The sequence below is a fragment of the Shewanella waksmanii genome (assembly GCF_043643685.1).
Taxonomy (GTDB): Bacteria; Pseudomonadota; Gammaproteobacteria; order Enterobacterales; family Shewanellaceae; genus Shewanella; species Shewanella waksmanii_A.
The window spans coordinates 41,869-61,822 of the sequence record NZ_JBHZSN010000013.1; the positions used below are offsets into that span (position 1 = coordinate 41,869).

At 43.8% G+C, this 19,954-nt stretch carries 19 protein-coding genes; 9 read left to right on the forward strand and 10 right to left on the reverse strand.

Features of this window, described 5'->3' with window-relative positions; genetic code table 11:
* Positions 1-44 precede the first annotated feature (44 nt).
* Together dnaN and dnaA are read right to left on the reverse strand one after the other, a co-directional pair.
* On the reverse strand, positions 45-1,145 hold the full coding sequence (gene dnaN, locus ACHUFW_RS17845) for a DNA polymerase III subunit beta (RefSeq protein WP_394204927.1): 1,101 nt from the start codon (positions 1,143-1,145) through the stop codon (positions 45-47).
* A 19-nt stretch (positions 1,146-1,164) separates the two neighbouring features.
* Positions 1,165-2,547 (reverse strand): chromosomal replication initiator protein DnaA, encoded by a 1,383-nt coding sequence (gene dnaA / locus ACHUFW_RS17850; RefSeq protein WP_394204928.1) that lies wholly within the window; start codon positions 2,545-2,547, stop codon positions 1,165-1,167.
* A 444-nt stretch (positions 2,548-2,991) separates the two neighbouring features.
* Between dnaA and rpmH the strand changes: the two genes are divergently transcribed.
* The 6 genes from rpmH (at position 2,992) to ACHUFW_RS17880 (ending at position 8,176) form a co-directional block, all read left to right on the forward strand.
* Positions 2,992-3,129 (forward strand): 50S ribosomal protein L34, encoded by a 138-nt coding sequence (rpmH, locus tag ACHUFW_RS17855; protein WP_011758135.1) that lies wholly within the window; start codon positions 2,992-2,994, stop codon positions 3,127-3,129.
* A 21-nt stretch (positions 3,130-3,150) separates the two neighbouring features.
* Positions 3,151-3,507, forward strand: coding sequence for a ribonuclease P protein component (gene rnpA, locus ACHUFW_RS17860; protein WP_394204929.1), 357 nt, complete (start codon positions 3,151-3,153; stop codon positions 3,505-3,507).
* Positions 3,474-3,728 (forward strand): membrane protein insertion efficiency factor YidD, encoded by a 255-nt coding sequence (gene yidD / locus ACHUFW_RS17865; protein ID WP_394204931.1) that lies wholly within the window; start codon positions 3,474-3,476, stop codon positions 3,726-3,728. The genes rnpA and yidD overlap by 34 nt, the downstream gene beginning before the upstream one ends.
* 3 nt (positions 3,729-3,731) lie before the next feature.
* Positions 3,732-5,360: a membrane protein insertase YidC gene (yidC, locus tag ACHUFW_RS17870; protein ID WP_394204932.1), complete on the forward strand. Its 1,629-nt coding sequence runs from the start codon at positions 3,732-3,734 to the stop codon at positions 5,358-5,360.
* Positions 5,361-5,458: 98 nt separating this feature from the next.
* Positions 5,459-6,820: a tRNA uridine-5-carboxymethylaminomethyl(34) synthesis GTPase MnmE gene (mnmE, locus tag ACHUFW_RS17875; protein WP_394204934.1), complete on the forward strand. Its 1,362-nt coding sequence runs from the start codon at positions 5,459-5,461 to the stop codon at positions 6,818-6,820.
* Positions 6,821-6,991: 171 nt separating this feature from the next.
* Positions 6,992-8,176 (forward strand): site-specific integrase, encoded by a 1,185-nt coding sequence (locus ACHUFW_RS17880; RefSeq protein ID WP_394204936.1) that lies wholly within the window; start codon positions 6,992-6,994, stop codon positions 8,174-8,176.
* 564 nt (positions 8,177-8,740) lie between these two features.
* Here the strand turns inward: ACHUFW_RS17880 and ACHUFW_RS17885 are convergent.
* The 8 genes from ACHUFW_RS17885 to ACHUFW_RS17920 all read right to left on the reverse strand — a co-directional run bounded on the left by ACHUFW_RS17885 (position 8,741) and on the right by ACHUFW_RS17920 (position 17,045).
* On the reverse strand, positions 8,741-10,324 hold the full coding sequence (locus ACHUFW_RS17885; protein ID WP_394204938.1) for a hypothetical protein: 1,584 nt from the start codon (positions 10,322-10,324) through the stop codon (positions 8,741-8,743).
* The gene (locus ACHUFW_RS17890) at positions 10,305-10,454 is read right to left on the reverse strand and encodes a hypothetical protein (protein WP_164977653.1); all 150 of its coding nucleotides are present in this window, start codon (positions 10,452-10,454) and stop codon (positions 10,305-10,307) included. The genes ACHUFW_RS17885 and ACHUFW_RS17890 overlap by 20 nt, the downstream gene beginning before the upstream one ends.
* Positions 10,455-10,477: 23 nt before the next feature.
* Positions 10,478-10,603 carry a hypothetical protein gene (locus ACHUFW_RS17895; RefSeq protein WP_017055473.1) on the reverse strand — a complete coding sequence of 42 codons (126 nt, stop codon included), beginning with the start codon at positions 10,601-10,603 and terminating at the stop codon, positions 10,478-10,480.
* Between the two features lie 163 nt (positions 10,604-10,766).
* A complete protein-coding gene (locus ACHUFW_RS17900) occupies positions 10,767-11,102 on the reverse strand; it encodes a helix-turn-helix domain-containing protein (protein WP_394204941.1) in 336 nt (111 codons plus the stop codon).
* A 53-nt stretch (positions 11,103-11,155) separates the two neighbouring features.
* Entirely contained in the window at positions 11,156-12,814 is a 1,659-nt protein-coding gene (locus tag ACHUFW_RS17905) for a DUF927 domain-containing protein (protein ID WP_394204943.1), read from the reverse strand.
* Positions 12,815-12,826: 12 nt separating this feature from the next.
* Positions 12,827-13,018 carry a helix-turn-helix transcriptional regulator gene (locus ACHUFW_RS17910; RefSeq protein ID WP_394204945.1) on the reverse strand — a complete coding sequence of 64 codons (192 nt, stop codon included), beginning with the start codon at positions 13,016-13,018 and terminating at the stop codon, positions 12,827-12,829.
* A 707-nt stretch (positions 13,019-13,725) separates the two neighbouring features.
* Positions 13,726-16,800, reverse strand: coding sequence for a TrlF family AAA-like ATPase (locus tag ACHUFW_RS17915; protein ID WP_394204946.1), 3,075 nt, complete (start codon positions 16,798-16,800; stop codon positions 13,726-13,728).
* A gap of 8 nt (positions 16,801-16,808) precedes the next feature.
* A complete protein-coding gene (locus ACHUFW_RS17920; RefSeq protein ID WP_394204948.1) occupies positions 16,809-17,045 on the reverse strand; it encodes an HTH-like domain-containing protein in 237 nt (78 codons plus the stop codon).
* 186 nt (positions 17,046-17,231) lie between these two features.
* Here ACHUFW_RS17920 and ACHUFW_RS17925 point away from each other — a divergent pair, with 186 nt between their 5' ends.
* From ACHUFW_RS17925 to ACHUFW_RS17935, 3 genes are all read left to right on the forward strand, one after another.
* On the forward strand, positions 17,232-18,266 hold the full coding sequence (locus ACHUFW_RS17925; RefSeq protein ID WP_394204950.1) for a virulence RhuM family protein: 1,035 nt from the start codon (positions 17,232-17,234) through the stop codon (positions 18,264-18,266).
* A 561-nt stretch (positions 18,267-18,827) separates the two neighbouring features.
* Positions 18,828-19,400 carry a conjugative transfer protein MobI(A/C) gene (gene mobI / locus ACHUFW_RS17930; RefSeq protein ID WP_394204951.1) on the forward strand — a complete coding sequence of 191 codons (573 nt, stop codon included), beginning with the start codon at positions 18,828-18,830 and terminating at the stop codon, positions 19,398-19,400.
* Positions 19,393-19,896, forward strand: a complete 504-nt coding sequence (locus ACHUFW_RS17935; RefSeq protein ID WP_394204953.1) for a hypothetical protein — start codon at positions 19,393-19,395, stop codon at positions 19,894-19,896. Before mobI ends, ACHUFW_RS17935 begins: the two co-directional genes overlap by 8 nt.
* Positions 19,897-19,954 lie beyond the last annotated feature (58 nt).

Genomic DNA, 19,954 nt, shown 5'->3' on the forward strand with positions numbered 1-19,954 from the left:
CTAAAAATTACTTGGTACGGCAACGGAGTTGCCGTACCTAAAATTTAGAGACGCATAGGCATCACCACGTACATAGAATCTTCTTCAACGTGGTTTTCAATTAAGGCACTGGAGTTACCGTCAATTAATGTAATACGCACATCATCTGATGGTAGGTTGTTAAGTACATCGAGGAGGTAGCTGACGTTAAAGCCAATTTCAAGCGGACTATTTTCATATTCCACATCTAAAATTTCTTCCGCTTCTTCCTGCTCAGGGTTGTTCGCAGTAATTTTGATGAGATTATTCTCTAACTGCACCCGTACACCACGGAATTTCTCATTAGACAATATCGATGCACGCAGCAGCGCTTGCTTTAGGTGATTACGGCTTGCGATAACCACCTTATCACCGCCTTTTGGTAATACGCGGCGATAATCAGGAAAACGTCCATCAACTAATTTACTGGTAAATACGGCATGGGCAGTCGTGGCGCGAATGGCACTATCACCAATAGCAACCGTTACGTCTAAATCTTCACCTTCAAACAAACGTTGCAACTCAATCACACCTTTACGAGGCACAATAACTTGTTTTTCTGGCAACGCATCTTCAATAGTACGATGACTTAATGCTAGACGGTGACCATCTGTGGCAATGGCACGTAAAATATTGTTTTCAGTTTCAAACAACAAACCGTTGAGATAATAACGCACATCTTGGTTCGCCATAGAAAACTGCGTAGCATCAATCAGCGACTTTAACGTCCCCTGCTTAATGGTGAACTCTATCTCGGCTTGGAACGCTTCAACATTGGGGTATTCTTCAGCGGGCAAGGTCGCAAGTGTAAATCGACTACGACCAGATCGTAACAGCAAGCGGTTTTCTTGCTGTTCGATTTTTAATTCAACTTGATCGGGTAGCGACTTAACAATATCGAGAAACTTTTTTGCCGGTACGGTTGTTTTACCTTCAACCACGTCGCCTTCAAGTGGTGCTTGGCCAACCAATTCAACTTCTAAATCAGTACCAGTTAACTTTAGTGAGTGACCACTTACTTCAACCAAAAGGTTTGCCAGAATAGGCAAGTTATGTCTTCTCTCCACCGCTCCACTCACAAGTTGAAGCGGCTTTAATAGGGCATCCCTATCAATTGAAAATTTCATGAGTTTCAATTTCCCAGATTTATGAAGATAACGTTCGTATCAAGTTAGCATAATCTTCTTTAATGTCATGACTTTCTTCACGCAATTGCGCAATTTTACGACAAGCGTGTAACACAGTCGTATGGTCACGACCACCAAACGCATCACCAATTTCAGGTAAGCTTTGGTTAGTGAGCTCTTTTGATAATGCCATAGCCATCTGTCTTGGCCTTGCCACACTGCGAGAACGACGTTTTGACAGCATATCTGCCATTTTAATCTTGTAGTATTCAGCAACGGTCTTTTGAATATTATCAATCGTGACCAGTTTTTCCTGTAATGCCAAAAGATCTCGTAACGCTTCACGAACAAAGTCAATCGTAATCGGCCTACCCGTGAAGTTAGCATTAGCAATCACACGGTTCAATGCCCCTTCCAGTTCACGTACATTAGAGCGTAAACGTTTAGCAATGAAAAATGCCACTTCATCAGGTAGATTAATGCCACTTTCCTGGGCCTTACGCATCAAGATCGCCACTCGAGTTTCTAACTCTGGTGGTTCAATCGCAACCGTTAACCCCCAACCAAATCGAGACTTTAAGCGATCTTCAACACCGTCGATTTCTTTTGGGTAGCGATCAGAAGTCAAAATGATCTGATGATTACCTTCTAGTAGAGCATTAAAGGTATGGAAAAACTCTTCTTGAGAACGATCTTTATTGGCAAAGAACTGAATATCATCAATAAACAGAGCATCGACACTGCGATAATAGCGCTTAAACTCTTCAATGGCGTTGTTCTGAAGTGCCTTTACCATATCTTGCACAAAACGTTCTGAATGCATGTACACGACTTTGGCATTAGGGTTGTTTTTGATGATGCCATTACCAACAGCATGTAATAAGTGGGTCTTACCTAAGCCGGTACCACCATATAGAAATAGTGGGTTATAGGCGCCACCAGGATTTTCAGAAACCTGTAGCGCGGCAGCTTTACCTAATTGGTTAGATTTACCCTCAACAAAATTATCAAATTGATAGGTTGGATTGATATTGCTGCGATGATTAGCGCTGGCAGGCGCATCACTACCACTATTAAAGCTGGGCTTATTGGTTGATTTAGCAGACACAGGCGTAGCAGGTTTACTTGCCGCGGCGGGTGCAGTGGTACTTGCAGTCGGTCGACTACCTATGTCAAAACGCAGTTTGGGTGCATCACTGCCCATTTGTTCAGTGAAAAACTGGTTAATAATATTAATATATTTGTCTCTAACCCAATCTAAAACAAAGCGATTAGGCGCATAAAGGACAAGAGTATCTCCATCCATTTCGGCTTGTAATGGTCTGATCCACATACTGAATTGTTGAGCAGATAGCTCATCTTGTAGTCGTCCAATACATTGCTGCCAAAGTGAAACCGCCACGTACTTATCCCCAAAAGATCATACAAAGACAGCTATTCTATAGTGAGAAAGCGAGGATCGCTATCCTTAAAATAGATTTATCCCCAGTTAGATCATCTTTATTTCATTGCGCAGATCAAAAAGGATCAATCACGATCAATTATTTTAGTGAAACCTGCAAACAGCGCTTTATTAAGCGATCCAGATCGATCTATAATTAGCGCCTTTCGATCAGGCTAAAGTCAACTAGATCCACAAGATGTAGTGTCCATTCACAGAGTTATCCACATATTGTGGTGCAAAAGTGGAATCTGATAGGAAATTTTATCGGCAGATTTTGTGCACTTGTCGGTTTTGCTTATTGACGAGCATAATTAAAGTGATTACAATTCGGCCTCTTTTTTGCCCTTACCTCTAAGTTTTAGAGATAAGGATTGTTAACTACTACAAAGACGGATTGCCACAATGAGTAAACGTACTTTTCAACCAAGCAACCTGAAGCGCAAGCGTTCTCACGGCTTCCGCGCTCGCATGGCGACAGCAAATGGCCGTAAGGTATTGGCTCGCCGCCGTGCCAAGGGTCGTGCTCGCCTTTCTGCTTAATTTATTAAGTAGAAGACTCAGGTGACTAGCTACACCTTTACGCGGGAGTTACGTCTGTTAACTCCCGCGCAATTTAAATCTGTATTCTCCAATCCCATCAAAGCTTCTTCAGCTGAAATTACTTTACTTGCTATACCAAACTCAGAGCAGCATCCACGTATTGGATTAACTGTTGCTAAACGTTTTGTAAAGAAAGCCGCTCAGCGAAACAGAATAAAGCGTATAATTCGTGATAACTTTCGACGTCATCAACATGAGTTGCCGCCGATAGATATCGTTGTTCTGGTCAGAAATGGTGTCGTTGATATGGAAAATGCAGAGTTACACAAACTGGTAGAAAAGCTATGGCGAAAAATTTCTCGCCGCTACAATGGCTAACAATCACGTTAATTCGTGGTTATCAAACTTTTATCAGTCCCATGATGGGGCCGAAGTGTCGCTTTCACCCTACATGTTCGCATTACGCAATTGAAGCAATTCAAGTGCACGGATTTGTGAAAGGGAGTTGGTTTGCAGTGAAACGCGTATTAAAATGTCACCCTTTGCATCCGGGCGGAGAAGACCCCGTCCCCCAAAAAAACAACAGGTGTAATAAATAGGCTATGGAATCTCAACGCAATATATTGCTTATTGGTTTGCTATTTGTCAGCTTCTTGCTGTGGCAACAATGGCAGGCAGATAAAGCTCCACAACCCGTTGCAACTGAAAGCTCAGTCGCAGCTTCTAACCCTACAGATTCTTACAGCGCTGATGTACCAGACGCCGATGCAGGTTTGCCTGCTGCGGTTACAGCCTCAAAAGAGTTAATTACTGTTACCACTGATCAGTTAAAAATTAAGATCAACCCTATGGGTGGTGACATTGTTTACTCTGCGCTTATTGAGCACAAGAAAGAGCTCGATAGTGATGAATCATTTGTTTTGCTTGAGCAAAGCAAAGATATTGAATATATCGCTCAAAGCGGTCTAATTGGACGTAACGGCATCGACAGCAGTGCTCGTGGTCGCGCCCACTTTGACAGTGCATCACGCGATTACACTATGGCTGAAGGCCAAGATACTTTAGAAGTACCACTTACTTATGTCGCAGATAACGGCGTGACATACACTAAAGTATTTATCTTACACCGTGGCCAATTTAATATTGATGTTGATTACCGCATCAACAACACCTCTTCTGAGCCACTGCAAGTACAAATGTACGGTCAGATCAAGCATAGTATCAAGAAGAGCGAAAGCAGCATGATGATGCCAACTTATCGTGGTGCAGCGTTCTCGACACAAGATACTCGCTATGAAAAGTATAGCTTTGAAGATATGGCGGATCGTAACCTAGATAAGCGTACACTAGGTGGTTGGGCAGCGATGCTACAACACTACTTTGTATCAGCTTGGGTTCCACCTGCAAATGATCAAAACATCATTTTCTCTAGCATCAGTGCTGGTGGTCTAGCCAACATTGGTTTCCGCGGTGCGGTCTATGACATCGCCCCAGGTGAGAGCCGCGAAATTGGTGCACAGTTCTACGTTGGACCAAAAGATCAAGCCGCACTATCTGCGCTATCTGATTCACTTAACCTAGTTGTTGATTATGGCTTCCTATGGTGGTTAGCTGTCCCAATTTATAAACTATTGATGTTCTTCCAATCTCTAGTGACTAACTGGGGTATCGCTATTATCCTTATTACGCTAACCGTTCGTGGTATCTTGTACCCACTAACTAAAGCGCAATATACCTCTATGGCGAAAATGCGTAACCTGCAGCCTAAGTTACAGGACTTGAAAGAGCGCTTTGGTGATGACCGTCAAAAGATGGGTCAAGCCATGATGGAGCTATACAAGAAGGAAAAAGTTAACCCTATGGGCGGCTGTCTTCCTATCTTGCTACAGATGCCAATTTTCATCGCACTATATTGGGTACTACTAGAAAGTGTTGAATTACGTCATGCACCATTTATGCTTTGGATTGATGACCTTTCAGTTCAAGATCCATATTATGTGATGCCACTGCTAATGGGTGCATCAATGTGGGTAATGCAGAAAATGCAGCCTATGGCCCCAACAATGGATCCAATGCAAGTGAAAATGATGCAGTGGATGCCAGTGGTCTTTACGGTATTCTTCCTATGGTTCCCAGCTGGTCTAGTTCTATACTGGTTAGTAGGTAACTTAGTCGCCATTGCACAGCAAAAAATCATTTATGCTGCACTGGAGAAAAAAGGCTTAAAATAAGCTTTTAGAGCTCGATACAAAAGCGGCTTGATACCTAGGTATTAGCCGCTTTTCTGTTTTAATCAATTGCATATACGTACAACTTAGGAATCACACTCATGACAACGGATACCATTGTGGCACAGGCGACAGCACCAGGACGTGGCGGTGTAGGCATTATTCGTATATCTGGCGATAAGGCCAGTGATGTCGCCATGGCAGTGTTAGGTCACCTACCTAAAACCCGTTACGCAGACTATTGTGATTTCAAACATCAAAATGGCGATGTGATTGATCAAGGCATAGCCCTGTTCTTCAAAGGTCCGAACTCTTTTACCGGTGAAGATGTTTTAGAGCTTCAAGGACACGGCGGGCAAATCGTACTCGATATGCTTATCAAACGCGTCATGGAAGTGGATGGAATACGTATCGCCAAACCCGGAGAGTTTAGCGAACAGGCTTTCATGAATGATAAGCTCGACTTAACTCAAGCAGAAGCCATTGCAGACCTGATTGATGCAACAAGCGAACAAGCCGCTAAAAGCGCCCTACAATCGATGCAGGGAGAGTTTTCGACTCAAGTCCATGACCTTGTCGAAAAAGTCACTAATTTACGCTTATACGTAGAAGCTGCTATCGATTTTCCTGACGAAGAAGTTGATTTTCTCTCTGATGGCAAAATAGCGGGTTCCCTCAATGGCATAATTGAGCAGCTTGACGATGTGCAACGCAGCGCTAAGCAAGGCGCCATTATTCGTGAAGGCATGAAAGTGGTCATTGCTGGCCGCCCTAATGCGGGTAAATCAAGTTTACTCAATGCATTGGCGGGTAAAGAGTCCGCCATTGTGACCGAAATTGCCGGAACAACACGCGACGTATTAAGAGAGCACATCCATCTCGATGGTATGCCATTGCATATCATCGATACCGCAGGTTTGCGTGATACAACAGATACTGTTGAGCAGATAGGTATTGAGCGAGCCTGGGCTGAAATCAATAGCGCCGATCAAGTGCTATTTATGGTCGATGGCACCACTACTGATGCAGTTGATCCCCACGATATCTGGCCTGATTTTATCGATCGACTACCAAACAACTTAGGTGTAACGGTAGTGCGTAACAAAGCTGACTTAACCGGTGAGCCGATGGCATCAAGTCATGAAGCAGGTCAGCATATCTTTAGATTGTCAGCCAAGACAGGCAAAGGCGTAGATGAACTAAAAGATCACCTTAAATCGCTGATGGGTTATCAAAGTAACTTAGAAGGCGGATTCATTGCTCGTCGCCGCCATTTAGAAGCCCTCGATCTCGCAACCAGTCATTTACTGTTAGGCAAAGAGCAGCTGGAAGTGTATCAAGCTGGTGAATTGCTTGCAGAAGAGCTACGCATGACCCAGCTCGCGCTATCGGAGATCACCGGTAAATTTACCTCAGATGATTTACTTGGCAAGATCTTCAGTTCTTTCTGTATTGGGAAGTAAAGTGGGCAAATAACGGAAAATAACAGCAAACAACAATAGGTAACCCTTTGATCTTATTGAGCTGATATTTGCTGTTTGTTTCTATCCATTGCCGTTAGTTGCTAGATCTAGTCCCCATTTGGACCCCATGACATGCTATAAGCACCGATTGGGGCCCAAATGGAGTCCAAAATGAAAATTTCTATTCAAAAACGAACACTTAGAGCTGACGGCACACGCTCATTACGCTTAGTTTACGACCATGGCTACACCACAAACACACTAGGTGGACGCCAAAATAAACGTAAACGCAGCTACGAAACTTTAGACCTGTACGTTCACGACAAACCTAAAACCCCCACCCAGCGCCAACACAACAAAGAACACATGCTTCTCGCCGAAACCATTAAGAGTAAACGACTGGTTGAGTGGCAATCCCAAAAGCATGGTTTTGAGGATCGAACCAAGCGTTCAGCTAGCTTCATTGATTACTTTCAACGGCAAATTGACATCAAAGAACAAACCACCTCAACCTCCAACCACTCGATCTGGCTTTCAGCTCGTAAGCACCTGCTGTTCTACTGCGGGAAACATGATCTTAGCTTTGATGAGCTAGATAAAGACTGGTTAGACGGGTTTAAGTATTACCTAACCAATGAAGCGAAAACCAAAAGTGATGAGCCTTTGTCTCGCAACACACAAAGCTCCTACTTCAATAAAGTTCGGGCGGCGATCAACGAAGCACATCGTGAAGGCATTATTCGTGATAATCCACTATCACAAGTAACCAGCATCAAAGCAAAAACGACTCAGCGTGTTTACCTAACTCTTGATGAAGTCAACGCTCTGGCTCAAACGGAGTGTCGCTATCCTATTCTCAAACGTGCATTTCTTTTCTCCTGTTCAACAGGTATGCGTTGGTGCGACATTCAAAAGCTCACCTGGTCAGAAATAGAGACATTTCAAGAGCACAAACGAATTATCTTCGACCAGAGCAAGCTCTCTCACGGCGATGCTAAGAGCCTTCAGTATTTAGATATACCAAAGTCAGCTGAAACTCTTCTGGGTAGCCCTAAAGCTTCTCACGAGCGCGTATTCAAGGGATTAAAGTACTCTTCATACATGAACGTTGAATTGCTTAGATGGAGCCTGGCTGCTGGGATCAGTAAACACGTTACATTCCACAGCGGTCGCCATACCTTTGCCGTGATCCAACTGAGCAGAGGAGTGGATATTTACTCAGTGTCTCGATTGCTCGGCCATAGCGAACTCAAAACAACCGAGATCTACGCTGACATCATTGAACAACGCCGAATGGAAGCCATGCTTACATTTCCCGATATTTTTACTTCTTCTGGAAAGGACTCAGCAGCCTAGAACTTGAACATTCTCAATTATGTTGGTGATGGTGACATTGCTCACTATCGCCGCATAAAGGTGTGAGCGGCGCTTGGCTAAACTTGAGCGAAGCGAAACCGTCAAGCGTTTAATCCTTATTTGTTATGTGCGTGACAAGGAACCACGAATAGATAAGATGGTGGAGCATGGGGGAGTTGAACCCCCGCGACGCACTTCTAGGGACCTACAGTTTGCACTTTCTGCCAGCTACTCGCTCGGATTAGAATCTGCTACCCGCTGCTCCAGTAACGCCACGATTCCACCTTTCACGTTTTTCATAAAGTTGCCCTTATTATTGCCTGTTTCGTTCTTCTCTACTTGCACCGTTGTTACCTCGGGAGCTGTCAACGAGAGTTCTAATCCAAGCGAAGCCTCAACATCAATGTTAGCTGTAAGTACTGTTCCTAAACCGTTAAATTAATGGGACTTTACCACATCTAGGGTAAGGTAAAAGCAGATTAAATCGACCGTTTGAGGCGTTGTTGTAACTTAACGCACGACTAACTCATCATAGATGAAAGCACATAACACCCCAATTTATGGTCACAGGATCGGGTAGTTAGCGATTTTTAACATTTCAAAGGCTCCCTTTACTGCGTCCTCTGACTCGTCAAAGCCTCGGTGCCAGCGAATCTTTACGTTCTGGTGGCAAGCCCAAGCGACCAGCTTCTTAAACTCGCGCCATTTATTATTTTTTGCACAACACTCAGCAAATTGGTTCACGAGTAAGTACGTATCACCCCCCACGCTATGCTTTGAAAGCTCAAACGCTTTTTTATAGTGCCCTAAAGCTGACCGATGATCACCTTCTCGGTAAAAATATGTAGCGAACATCCATTCAACCATCCATTGCAAAGTATCACCGTGTCCAGCTTCATCAATACTACGCCGATAATCTTGAATATCTGTAAGTGATAACTTTGAGGACTTTCTCTGCTTCCCTCCATCCATGTAATACTGCATAAAACTTGTTTGCTTTAAGTCAGGCGTTAGTCGCAATTGCCTCAAGATCATGGATAGAAAAAAAGGATCCAAATTTCGCCTTAGAATCTTAATTTCTGAGAGCGACAAAGAGGCTCCATTTGATTTAATCATGATCGGCTGGATTAACTTTGCGTTATGGGCTGATTGCTCTGAATAGAGTCGCCAGTACGCATCAACTTCTTGGTGCCAGAAGTCATAGTAACACTGAGAAGTTAAAGGCCCGGCTCTGAACAAACCAATAGATATATGCTGCTTAAGCTTTAGGTTGAATCGAACCATTCTGCGATTTTGAGCCTTCATTTGCAGAACTAACCGTTGAGCGTAGTCACTCCCAAAAGCCGTGTTTATCTGCTGAAAAATGTCTGTCGACAATCGGGATAGAAAAAGAATACATCTGAAATTGTGAAGATCTTCAGGGCTCAGCTCTCTGCGATACCTTTCATCAGAACAATTTGCCATTTGCTCAACTGAGCATTCTAAATTGCTAGATATCTCCCCCCAGCTGGGTAGTCGATTACGATTAAACCAACGAGATACATTTTCCAGGTTCTGCTTCGCCCTACCATCTGCATCTGATGGGTTATGAAACCGACTTTGACTTGTTCCACATTTCTCATAAACCCAACGCCAGGCTCTCTCTAAGGGCCAGCAAACTTGATCTCCCGTAAACAGCGGCAACCACCAATCAATTTCATTGGGAGCTTTTAAGCGGCTTACAGCTGCACCATACATCAACGCATACTTATGCGCAGACTTAATAACAAGATCAGCTAAACGGTATTCAATAAGCCATTTGACCGTTTCCTGCTTTGAAAGATAAGTACCTTCATCACTAAGCGTGACTCTGTAGGACAGATACAAATCTCTCGCACTTGCTAGAAGTGCTTCACTAACCCGCGGATCTTGAGTCGCTTCATACACCAAGCCAATAAAGTAACCTTCAAGCTCTTCAAGGTTTTTTTCAAGATCACCATCCTCTTTAGCTAATCTGTTTAGCTTAGTTTGGATATTTTTTTTCTTTGCTTCGTCATCCAGTATCACTGATTGACTGTGTTTCTGTGCCAACAAGCCTGTGCTGTTGAAGACAAACTTTACCGCTTCACCAAGAGTTGGGAAGGAATGCCTAGTCATCGTCGTCATCATATTCATCCATCAAGTCTTTCTCCTTCTGGCAGTCATAACACAGCTCGCCAGTGATCCCCCATGGCCCATCTTCTCCGGTAAAGTACAGAGTGCACAAGCACTCTGCACATTGAATCTGGTTTTCGTACATATTAACTCCAAACCAAATATCAACTACTTACCTTTAGCATTTCCACGACCACCACCTGATTTTTGACCAGTCGTAGATGGCCAATTTCCACCTGGTCCTGGATGTGATGATTGAGGACGGCCACCTGATTTACTTGAACCTTTTGACATGATGTTACTCCTTTAATGATGTTGATTTACTCACATCAAGCGCAAAACAAACTCTGCACTGACAGTACAAATCTAATCAAAAAGTTCATTGGTAACACCGGGCTTTTTGGCGACGTTAATTTTCAAAGGGATTCAGCGGCCTAAGGCCGCTGCTATGAAGATATTACTTGCGAGAGGTAGTGGCGACATAGTTTGCTGCCCTTTTTTCAATCTCATGGTGAGATGCAACACGCTGCTGTTCTACCCAGCTCATTATGGCTTGGCGCTCAAATCGAAGATGCTTACCAAGCTTGAAAAATGGTATTTCCGCTGAGCTAGTCAGCTTGTACAACTGATTTGTAGACAAACCGAGTAGTACTGCACATTCATCAACGGTTAGAATGTCCTTTCCAAGCAACTCCACCTTTTGCTGCTGCAAACGCTGCTCTAATACAACCCGTTCTACATGGTCGATTTTAGCCAAAATGGACTGGAGAAGGACCTGTTCATTGCTTGTCATAACTCCCCCTCCATGTCACTGCGCTGGGAAATGTGGGAAAACTTGGAAACGGATTACGCATCGGCGGTCAGCTCCTCTAGTTCTTGGATAATTTGAGCTGGAGTAAAAGCAAAAAACCTTTCCAACTTACCGTTCACTTTTACTCGTAGTGTCCCCCTGGCTCCCTCGTTTGATTCAAACCAGCGTCGTTGAACCAAAGGAGTCAGCTGGCTGATGTATTGCTTGCGCAGCTGGAGATCACGAATAAACACATTTTTATGAATCAGCCACTGGATCTCATCTCCATCTCGTCGGAAGTACCCCGTGTTTGATGATCTTCCGCTGGATATCTCACTTAACTGCTTTTCCCATTTGGCGAGAGCCCGCTTCAATGCCATAAGCACTTCAAACTCTTCGTGATTTTGAGTGTGCCCTCTGGCTGCAATCCAGCGCTGAAAAATGCTATGCACAGAGAATAAGGACTCTTCTTCGCTCCACGGTACGAGTTTGTGTCGAGAGGCCAGTGAGAGCGCAACGGCAACCAAGCAAAAGCGATGTAGAACTCTGAGGACTTGAGCTGACATGCAGCTTTCCTTCCAGCGCTGCATCAACCTATCCGTTTCCGATCTTAACAACAGTTCCAGATCTGGCTGCTTTACTATCAAGCACATCCAAGCTGGAAATAACGAACCATAGTGCTTTTTCGTTGCCTCCTCCAAATGTTTGGCAAACTCATGAGAGTCATTAAATCGGTGAACACTAGAAAAACAGCCATATTTTTCCGTCAGCGGTATCTCCACTATTCTGACCAATTGGCCTGCGGCGGGCTTTTTGCCTATTTCTTCCAGCAAATCGATCAAACCAACTTCACCAGTGCTGAGCACCAAGGTTCGCCACTTTGCTTGTTTGCCTAAAGCCCCTGTGATTAACGATCTCAACTTTCCATCACCATTCACAATTTGGTAAGCCGCTGTATCTAAATTTTCACCTCTTGCCATACCAATCTCATCGAGCGGCAGCATGACATCGTTATAATTGGCTGATACAGATTCGATACCATTATTCGTGCTATGCCAAGTCTTCTTGTATGAATGGGAGCCGTAAACTGACGAGCCAACATAAATAGCACCTGACTTCCCCTGACTTGACGAGCCCATTAAATGAAATACCGAGCTTTCCCCTCCAGAAGGCGCTAATAGGGGGGCGGCAAGTGCGACTCCAACAGTAAATATCAAGGTTGGATTTCCGCTCAAAAGACAGCCGATCTCTTGTTGCCAGTGATCTATGCTACCTTTTACTTCAAAATTACTATCAACAATTGCTCCAGCATAAAAATATGGCTCCTCGGATGCACCAAAAGTGGCTTCAGTCGTCACGAATACATCGTCATGCCAGCCTGTATTAAATGCACTGATGCCAGATGGCGCTTGTTTTATCTGTTGGCGTAAGTAGCGCAATACAAGGCCCCAGTTGTATTTATCATCTTCTAGCCAAAAGCCGCGATCAAAGAGCTCCTCACGCAATGTGTTACTTGCGCTACCTAAAATTCGATTTGCAGGTACAACCAACCGGACAGGAACAAGATCCATATTCACAAACTCAATACAGGCACCGTAACCTGATTTTTTATCTTGTGCCCTAACTCGTGCTACGACTGAAAGTTCAGAGCTAATAGCCAACCAACCTTCTTCTTTGTCACAGTACTCCAGTACCTTATCTTTGTTTCGATACATACCAAGCCCTCATCACAAGCTCAAAAGCCACTTCTGAACATCTGCAAGGCGAAACCTCACACTTCTAGCGCCTGGTGAAAGCGTAACGGGCGTGGGGAAGGAACCGTTTTTTACGTAGCGGCGAATGGTTGCCTGCGATAGCTGAGTCAACTGGCAGACTTCTTGATAACTTAATAGCTGACCTGATTGCTTTTGCTCGTTCATAGAAACTCCTGTCGATATAAGAACTAACAGGGGTATTTTTGAGGATTTGACTTGAAAAAGCGCGCGGTGCTCAAGCCCAAATTAGGCACTTATAGCGCTGGTGTTTGAGCTTAGAGTGTGCCTGCTAGAAATAAGCACTGTGCGTTCGGTAACCCACCCAAGCGCCGCACTATTGGCAGTGGCTAACGCCTAGTAGTTAGAGACTCACTTTCACATGTGAAAGTAGCAAAATATGAAACTTTGAACGGATAGAACAACCAAGTGTACCGCTTTTGTCTGGTACACCTAAAACGGTACAGCTCAACCCAGTATTACATATAAGCAACTGTTATAGATAAGTTTTTACTAATTACCATATTACAAAACTGTACCGATTTGGCGAAAACGGTACACCTTCTCCGGCCAGAGAAAATGCTAACTTTAGATACCCAGCAGGCGAAAGTTTGCACTCATCATTAATGTTAACGGCATCAGGAGAAGTCTAAGTTCTCCCTACTCTTCGTATCAGAACATCTTACTTCCACACCTAAACGATATAGAACATCCGGAAAACTTTACAGTGCTTGCGTTGCTACTGGCATCTAAGTTTTTCCAGAATTGTCGTCAACTGGCACCTGTTAGCTAGCATACTTAATGCTATTTTTCAGATTTTCAGCCTAGCCCGCCTGTCAGACTTTCACAGGCAGGCTAGGGTTGCCGTGGTGGGTTTACATGTACTTAACTCTGCGGTTGTCGAATGCAGGCATCGTTCCTTCAAGCACATCAACCACCTTGTTGTTGATTATGCGGCACTCAATAGCCCCTGGTGTATATGTGATGTTATGACCATCTGTTCGGTCAAACTCGCAGTGGATTATCTGCTCTGCATCACAGACGACGGCAAGGTTTGGATTGTGTGTAACCATAATGATCTGTCGCTTTTGTTTTGCTTCAGTCAACACTGGCACAAGTAAGCTAACAATTGTTTCATTATCCAAGTTTTCTTCTGGTTGGTCTAAGATAATGGGAGTATTCCCTTTATCTACAAGCAGATAGAAAATCAGCAGTAATGCACCTCTTTGCCCTGGTGACAGTTGCCCAATTTGCGCATCTTGGAACATTAGTGTGTACCTTGGCTCAAGGTAATCTAGCCCAAAAATGAGATTATAAACTTCATTTGCTGTACGATCCTTACGTAGCAATGAGGCTATGCCTGCGTCGTCCTTAGCCGCACTCTCAAGCTTTTGGTGCAACTCCTGAACAAAGCAGATAAGGGACTCTTCGTTATCAAGATCGTGCCGATCCATTAGCTCTTTCATGACTGACAGGCTCTCAGACTCGCCTCTAAACTCTCCCGACGCTTGTTTCACGATGGAGAATAGCTTGTGTGAAATTTGATCCGAAGTACTGCTGAGTTCAGCTCTAAACTGCAATTTATATTCATCACGGATCAGGGCGTTATTCTGAATAAGAGATTGAACTGGCTCAAAAAGAGCCTCACGATTTAACTTTTGCTCATCAAGAACCCTGAATATTTGGCGCGTTAAACCCTGTCGTTTCTCATGTAGTTCCTTCCTTTGAGCTGGAAGCTGATCCAATTGAGTTTTTCTATGTTTAACACCCTCAAAAGTATCTGGTTCACCCTTGGTTCCTACTAGTGCTGTTTTCTTTTCTTCCCAAACTTTAAGTTGCTCTTTATATTGCTGATATGCTTGTTGTGGCGCATTTAGTTGTGCGCTTAATGGAGCTTTCTTCTCTGTAAGTGATTGCTTCTTAGCATCAAGCGATGATTGACTTTCTTTTAGCTCATTATCACGTGTGGTGCTAGCAACTTCGAAGTCTGAAATTGCTTTTTCATTAATATCTAGCTTAATTAAGTTCCCGACATCTAAGCCTAAAACTTTGGCATCAGAATTAAACTCAGAACTAAATTGGCTCACTGCGCGTTTGACAATTTCAAAGCCTGCTCTGATGTTCTTACATGATTTTTTCTTTGCTGCTAGCTTTGTTATCTCTTCTCGGTTTGATTCTTGCTGATGTTGTAATGCTTCAAGCTCCCGGTTAATAGCAGCCAGTTGTCCAGCTACTTCTTGCTGTTCAGCTGTCAAGTCACTCGCCGGTTCTGCAACTTCTTCTGGCCTAACCTTCGTTAGTTCTTCAAGTAGCCTTTCTTTTTGAGCCAGTAGTTCTTCGAGTGCTTTTCTAGCTTCACTGGTCATCTGGCTTTCAACAAATGCAATCTGCTCATTTACCTTGTGTAGTTCGCTGCGATAGCTTTCGAGTTGGCTTCGAAGTGAGCTTTCTTGCTGCTCGATAAGCTGGTCAAAGTCATGAGCACCCAAACGTATAGAATCATCAGCATGTGAAAAAATTACAGATCTCAACTCTTTCTCGAAAGCATCTGACTGGCCAGAAACATGTGCATTACATAACTCTTCAAAGTGCCCCTGAGGAATATACTTTACGAGTTCAACATTTTCAGTTGCTGGGTTTTCATTAAGATTTTTCGCCAGTTCCTCTTCATCACCCCATGTTACTTTTGCATTGAAGTGACATGCTGGTTCACCTGTTTTCCCTCGGAATCGATTCTTTTTCAAGAAAGAAAAATGATGACTCTGTTTCGAGTTACCAAGCAGTGCCGCAATATCTGCTAATGCACTTTTACCACTACCTTTATTACCAATAATTGCTACTAAATCATGGTTTAAATGTAATTCTGTTTGGTCAAGCCAGGTATCTGCAAGTGGTGCCGCCCCAGATTTGCTGACTTCTAGCTTTTCGATGAAACGGCTTCTGTTTTCACTTACAAGTTGTCGCTTTGGAGGAATTGCTCCAATAAATGATCGCTTTGCTGGTTCCTTTATCGCTTGCTTTAATCCTTCAAATGTCGGGTTCGCTTTTATCCATGTTGCTTTTCCTGACGGGTAGTCACCATATCCTCGGCGATCATTATTTCCAGGTTCACCAGTAAATCTATGAGCATCGCTACCTGAAACGGCAAGCCTTGGTACATTACCTAATGCGCGTTGGAAATCACTAATCCACTCTCTATTTGTATCTGTCTCTACCGCAGCAAAAGCAGCCCAAAGATCGGGGGTTCTTGTTTCAAATATCGGTGATGTATCAAATAAACCTAGAACGTAAGCATAATGTTCTTGCCATCTAACGTCAGCCAAACCATCGTTTGTATTGAATGGCATAAAGCCGAGAGCCATCTGGTTAGGTACATTTCGTATTGCCTGCTTATAGCTTTCACAAGAGATCTCAGCAATTGTTGAGCCTGCTTTTAAAGCAGTATCGTCATTACGGTCAACATCTTCTTTTCTGAAACCTTTTTGGCTAAGCAAGTCTTCACCTACATGGCGTGCTAAGCATTTTAACGAGTAATCGGATAGAGGGCGATCAATAAGCGCAACATTCAGTCCTGTTCGAAAATCATGCAAAACTTGGTCATCCACTTCATTAGAGAACAAAACATGAGCATTCAGTCGCCCGTCCATTGGAGCAACTAATCGCAATTCAATTCCTGGGAAAACCGTCTTTTCAAGTTTTGGAGCCCCTGGTTGTGCTAAGCGCCTTTTCAATGCGAACCAGCCCTCAAAAGTCCAGTAATCCATTATTGCGAATACAGCAGGTTCGGCTGCGTTCAGAGCGAGGATCATTTCATCGACAAGCCGAGTGTTGTCAGGTGAGTTTGGATCTGAATTAAACTTCTGACCATTCCAATGAAAAGACGCTGGGGTATGAATATGTAGATCCCACTTACGCCATTCAGAACCACGAGGATATTTACTATTTGTCATTTTCTTCCCTAAATTTTGCTTACGTCCAAACCTGCTTGTTTTAATCGGCTTGTAAGATTTCTCATTTTACTGAACTCGGTTCCATAGCTCGGCTTGAGGCCTACTTCTTCGCAAAACTCTTTTGCTGTGATGTTTTGAAGTTCATCAGCGTACTTGATCATCTGTAGGTGTAACTCTGCCATATATTGATTGCGTGGAGCGCCTTCCAGCGCCTGACGTATCGCCAGATAAATCTGTTCTTTCATTTCAATTTCTCAGCTCTCGCCTGAACCTTTAGCTAACTTAGCAAAATTAGCTAATTTGTGCTTGATTTTACGTGTATGTTCTTGTGAACTGGAACAATTAATCATCAAAACTTGTTTCTCGGCAGTTGTGCAACCCGATATTAAACAGCCATATCTTACAGCCAAGCCAGAGTAAAAGGAGATTCAATGACCGATAACACCCCACAAGCTCCGCATGGTGAGTTCGTTCTGTTTACCAGTGCAGATGGTACAACTCGCGTAGAGTGCCGCTTTGAGTCAGATACCTTGTGGCTTTCACAAGCTGCGATGGCTGAGCTTTATGACAAAGATGTCCGCACCATCAATGAGCATCTTGTTAACATTTATAACGAGGGAGAACTTGTTCAAAACGCAACCATCCGGAAATTCCGGATAGTTCGATTAGAGGGGGCAAGACAGGTCAATCGCCAAATCGATCATTACAACTTGGAGGCTATCCTAGCTGTTGGCTACCGAGTACGCTCACAACGTGGTACTCAGTTCCGCCAATGGGCAACACAGGTATTGCAAGAATATCTGATCAAAGGCTTCGCAATGGATGACGAGCGCCTGAAAAACCCGCCCGTTGGTCATTCTGCGGTGCCAGATTACTTTGATGAAATGCTGGAACGCATTCGCGATATCCGTGCCAGTGAGCGTCGTGTTTATCTGCGAGTTAAAGAGATCTTTACCATGGCGGCAGACTACGAGCCTTCCAATAAAGAGACCACACTCTTCTTCCAAACCATTCAGAATAAACTCCATTACGCCAGTACTCATATGACTGCCGCTGAACTAATTGCAAGTCGTGTGGATGCCAGTAAACCTGATATGGGCCTAACCAGTTTCAAAGGTGACGAAGTACGCAAGACAGACGTAACCGTTGCCAAAAACTATCTGCATGAAGACGAAATAAAAGAGCTCAACCGCATCGTCAATATGTGGCTCGATTTTGCCGAGGACCAAGCTCTGAGGCGTAAACAAGTTTTCTTACAAGACTGGGCTAACAAACTCGACCAATTCTTAGACTTCAATGATCGCGATGTACTCAGTGGTGCTGGTAAAATCACCAAAAAGGCCGCAGATGAAAAAGCTAAGTCAGAGTTCGATAGTTTTGCTGCTCACCGTCGCCGACTAAAAGAAACCGAAGGGGCACAAGCCAACATTGCAGCCCTCAAAGCGATGCTAAAAAAAGACAAATAGTGATCACTATGGTACCGACATCTGTGTCGGTACCACCAATACCCGACCAAAAAGCCACTTTACGATTCCCTTCCAATTTCGACTGACAACCTCTACTCAAAGCACATCGAAAAGCAATCTAAACGCAACCTTACCGAAGTTACTCCAACCCAAGGTGTTTTAATCTCTTAAAAGGTCCTGGGTTTCACATGTGAAAGTCTCCAGGGCATCAGAAATAATCCCCGCCAACATCCCACAAAAATCAGAATACTTCCCATCAAATCCCAGCACCGATAAAAACTCAAAGCACATATCCCACAAATACTGGACTGTGACTATCAGCATCCCAGTAACGGTCATTAACAGGCTATGGATTATTAGCTTCGATCTCCCACAAGGATAGAGATTTGGAAAGCAATAGGTCAGCTCCCAGGAAAGGAAGCGATGCTATTGCCATTTTAGCTGCTGGGATATGGGGTGAATTTTTACGCCCCGAATGGGCAACTACGCATGCTATGACCAAAAGGCATCTGGGTTACGGTAATTGCTAACTAATGAGCAAAACCACGGAGTAACCTAACTATGTTAGATGAGAACAGCACAGCTTATCGCTGGCATAAAATGGCGCAGCAGCGCAAACCAAGCGAAGAGAAGCAAGCTTTCGAGCTAGCACTTTCACAATCACTCAATGCTCTGGCACACGTAGAGCACTTTACTGATCAAGAGCCTTATTTACTGGAGTTTCTAGCAAGTTGCTACGCCAACAATTTCTGGCGCATCCATCGCTCTTACAAAAACACAATACCTGGGCATTTTGGCTGCCGAGTCCGTAATCGTGACAACGCATTCGAGGCCGCATGGCACCACAATTGGTACATGAGTGAGAACCAAATGGCGCAGCGACACAACAAAAAACACCGTGTCCGCTCGACACACATCCGCAAAGGCAAAGGCTTTCGTTACCCACCGGGTCGCTTTTCAAAAGCCAACGCTGAATGGGAATCCAATCTTATTGAGTACACAGAAGATGCCTTCGCACTGATCCGCGAAGTACGCCATGAAATCCTCACCATCAAACAAAAAGCGCAAACCTGTTCAAAACGACTTCACAAGCTACATGAACACTTCCAAAAAATGGAGATGCAAGATGACTAAAGAACCCAACGTTGGTATCACCAATTATCACAGCGCATTGAAGCTATCAGACTTTGACATTGTACTTAGCGAACAATCACCACTACCAGAGTTAACAAGCGATCTATCTGCATTTATCACAGATGAATCCAAACTACTGATGGATGCGGCCAAAGACCTTGAATCACGATTGAAAAAGCTGTGCAAAGTTCTGACAGCTGAGTACAAGATAAAGTATCCAATGCGATACAAATTCAAAGTCAAAAAATCAAAAGGCTTACCAAAGATCACTTGGTATCGCCTTATTCTCCATCACTATCCAGACGAAGAGCTTGAAGAAAAAGAAGTATCTAATGCTGTATTACGCCGTTTTTCCAACGCAATGAGCTGGGAGATCCCGCTGTATTTGCATTTACTCGATGAGTTAGAGAAGCTCGATCAGCGAGTCATCCGCATGACCACACTAACTAAAGCAGTAAAAGAGCTCTCCAAAGCCATAGAAAAATATAATACTTAACGTGTTTGCTTGCTCCATTCCTCTCGGCATGGAGCTTTTCCGCTTGAGCTTGCATTTT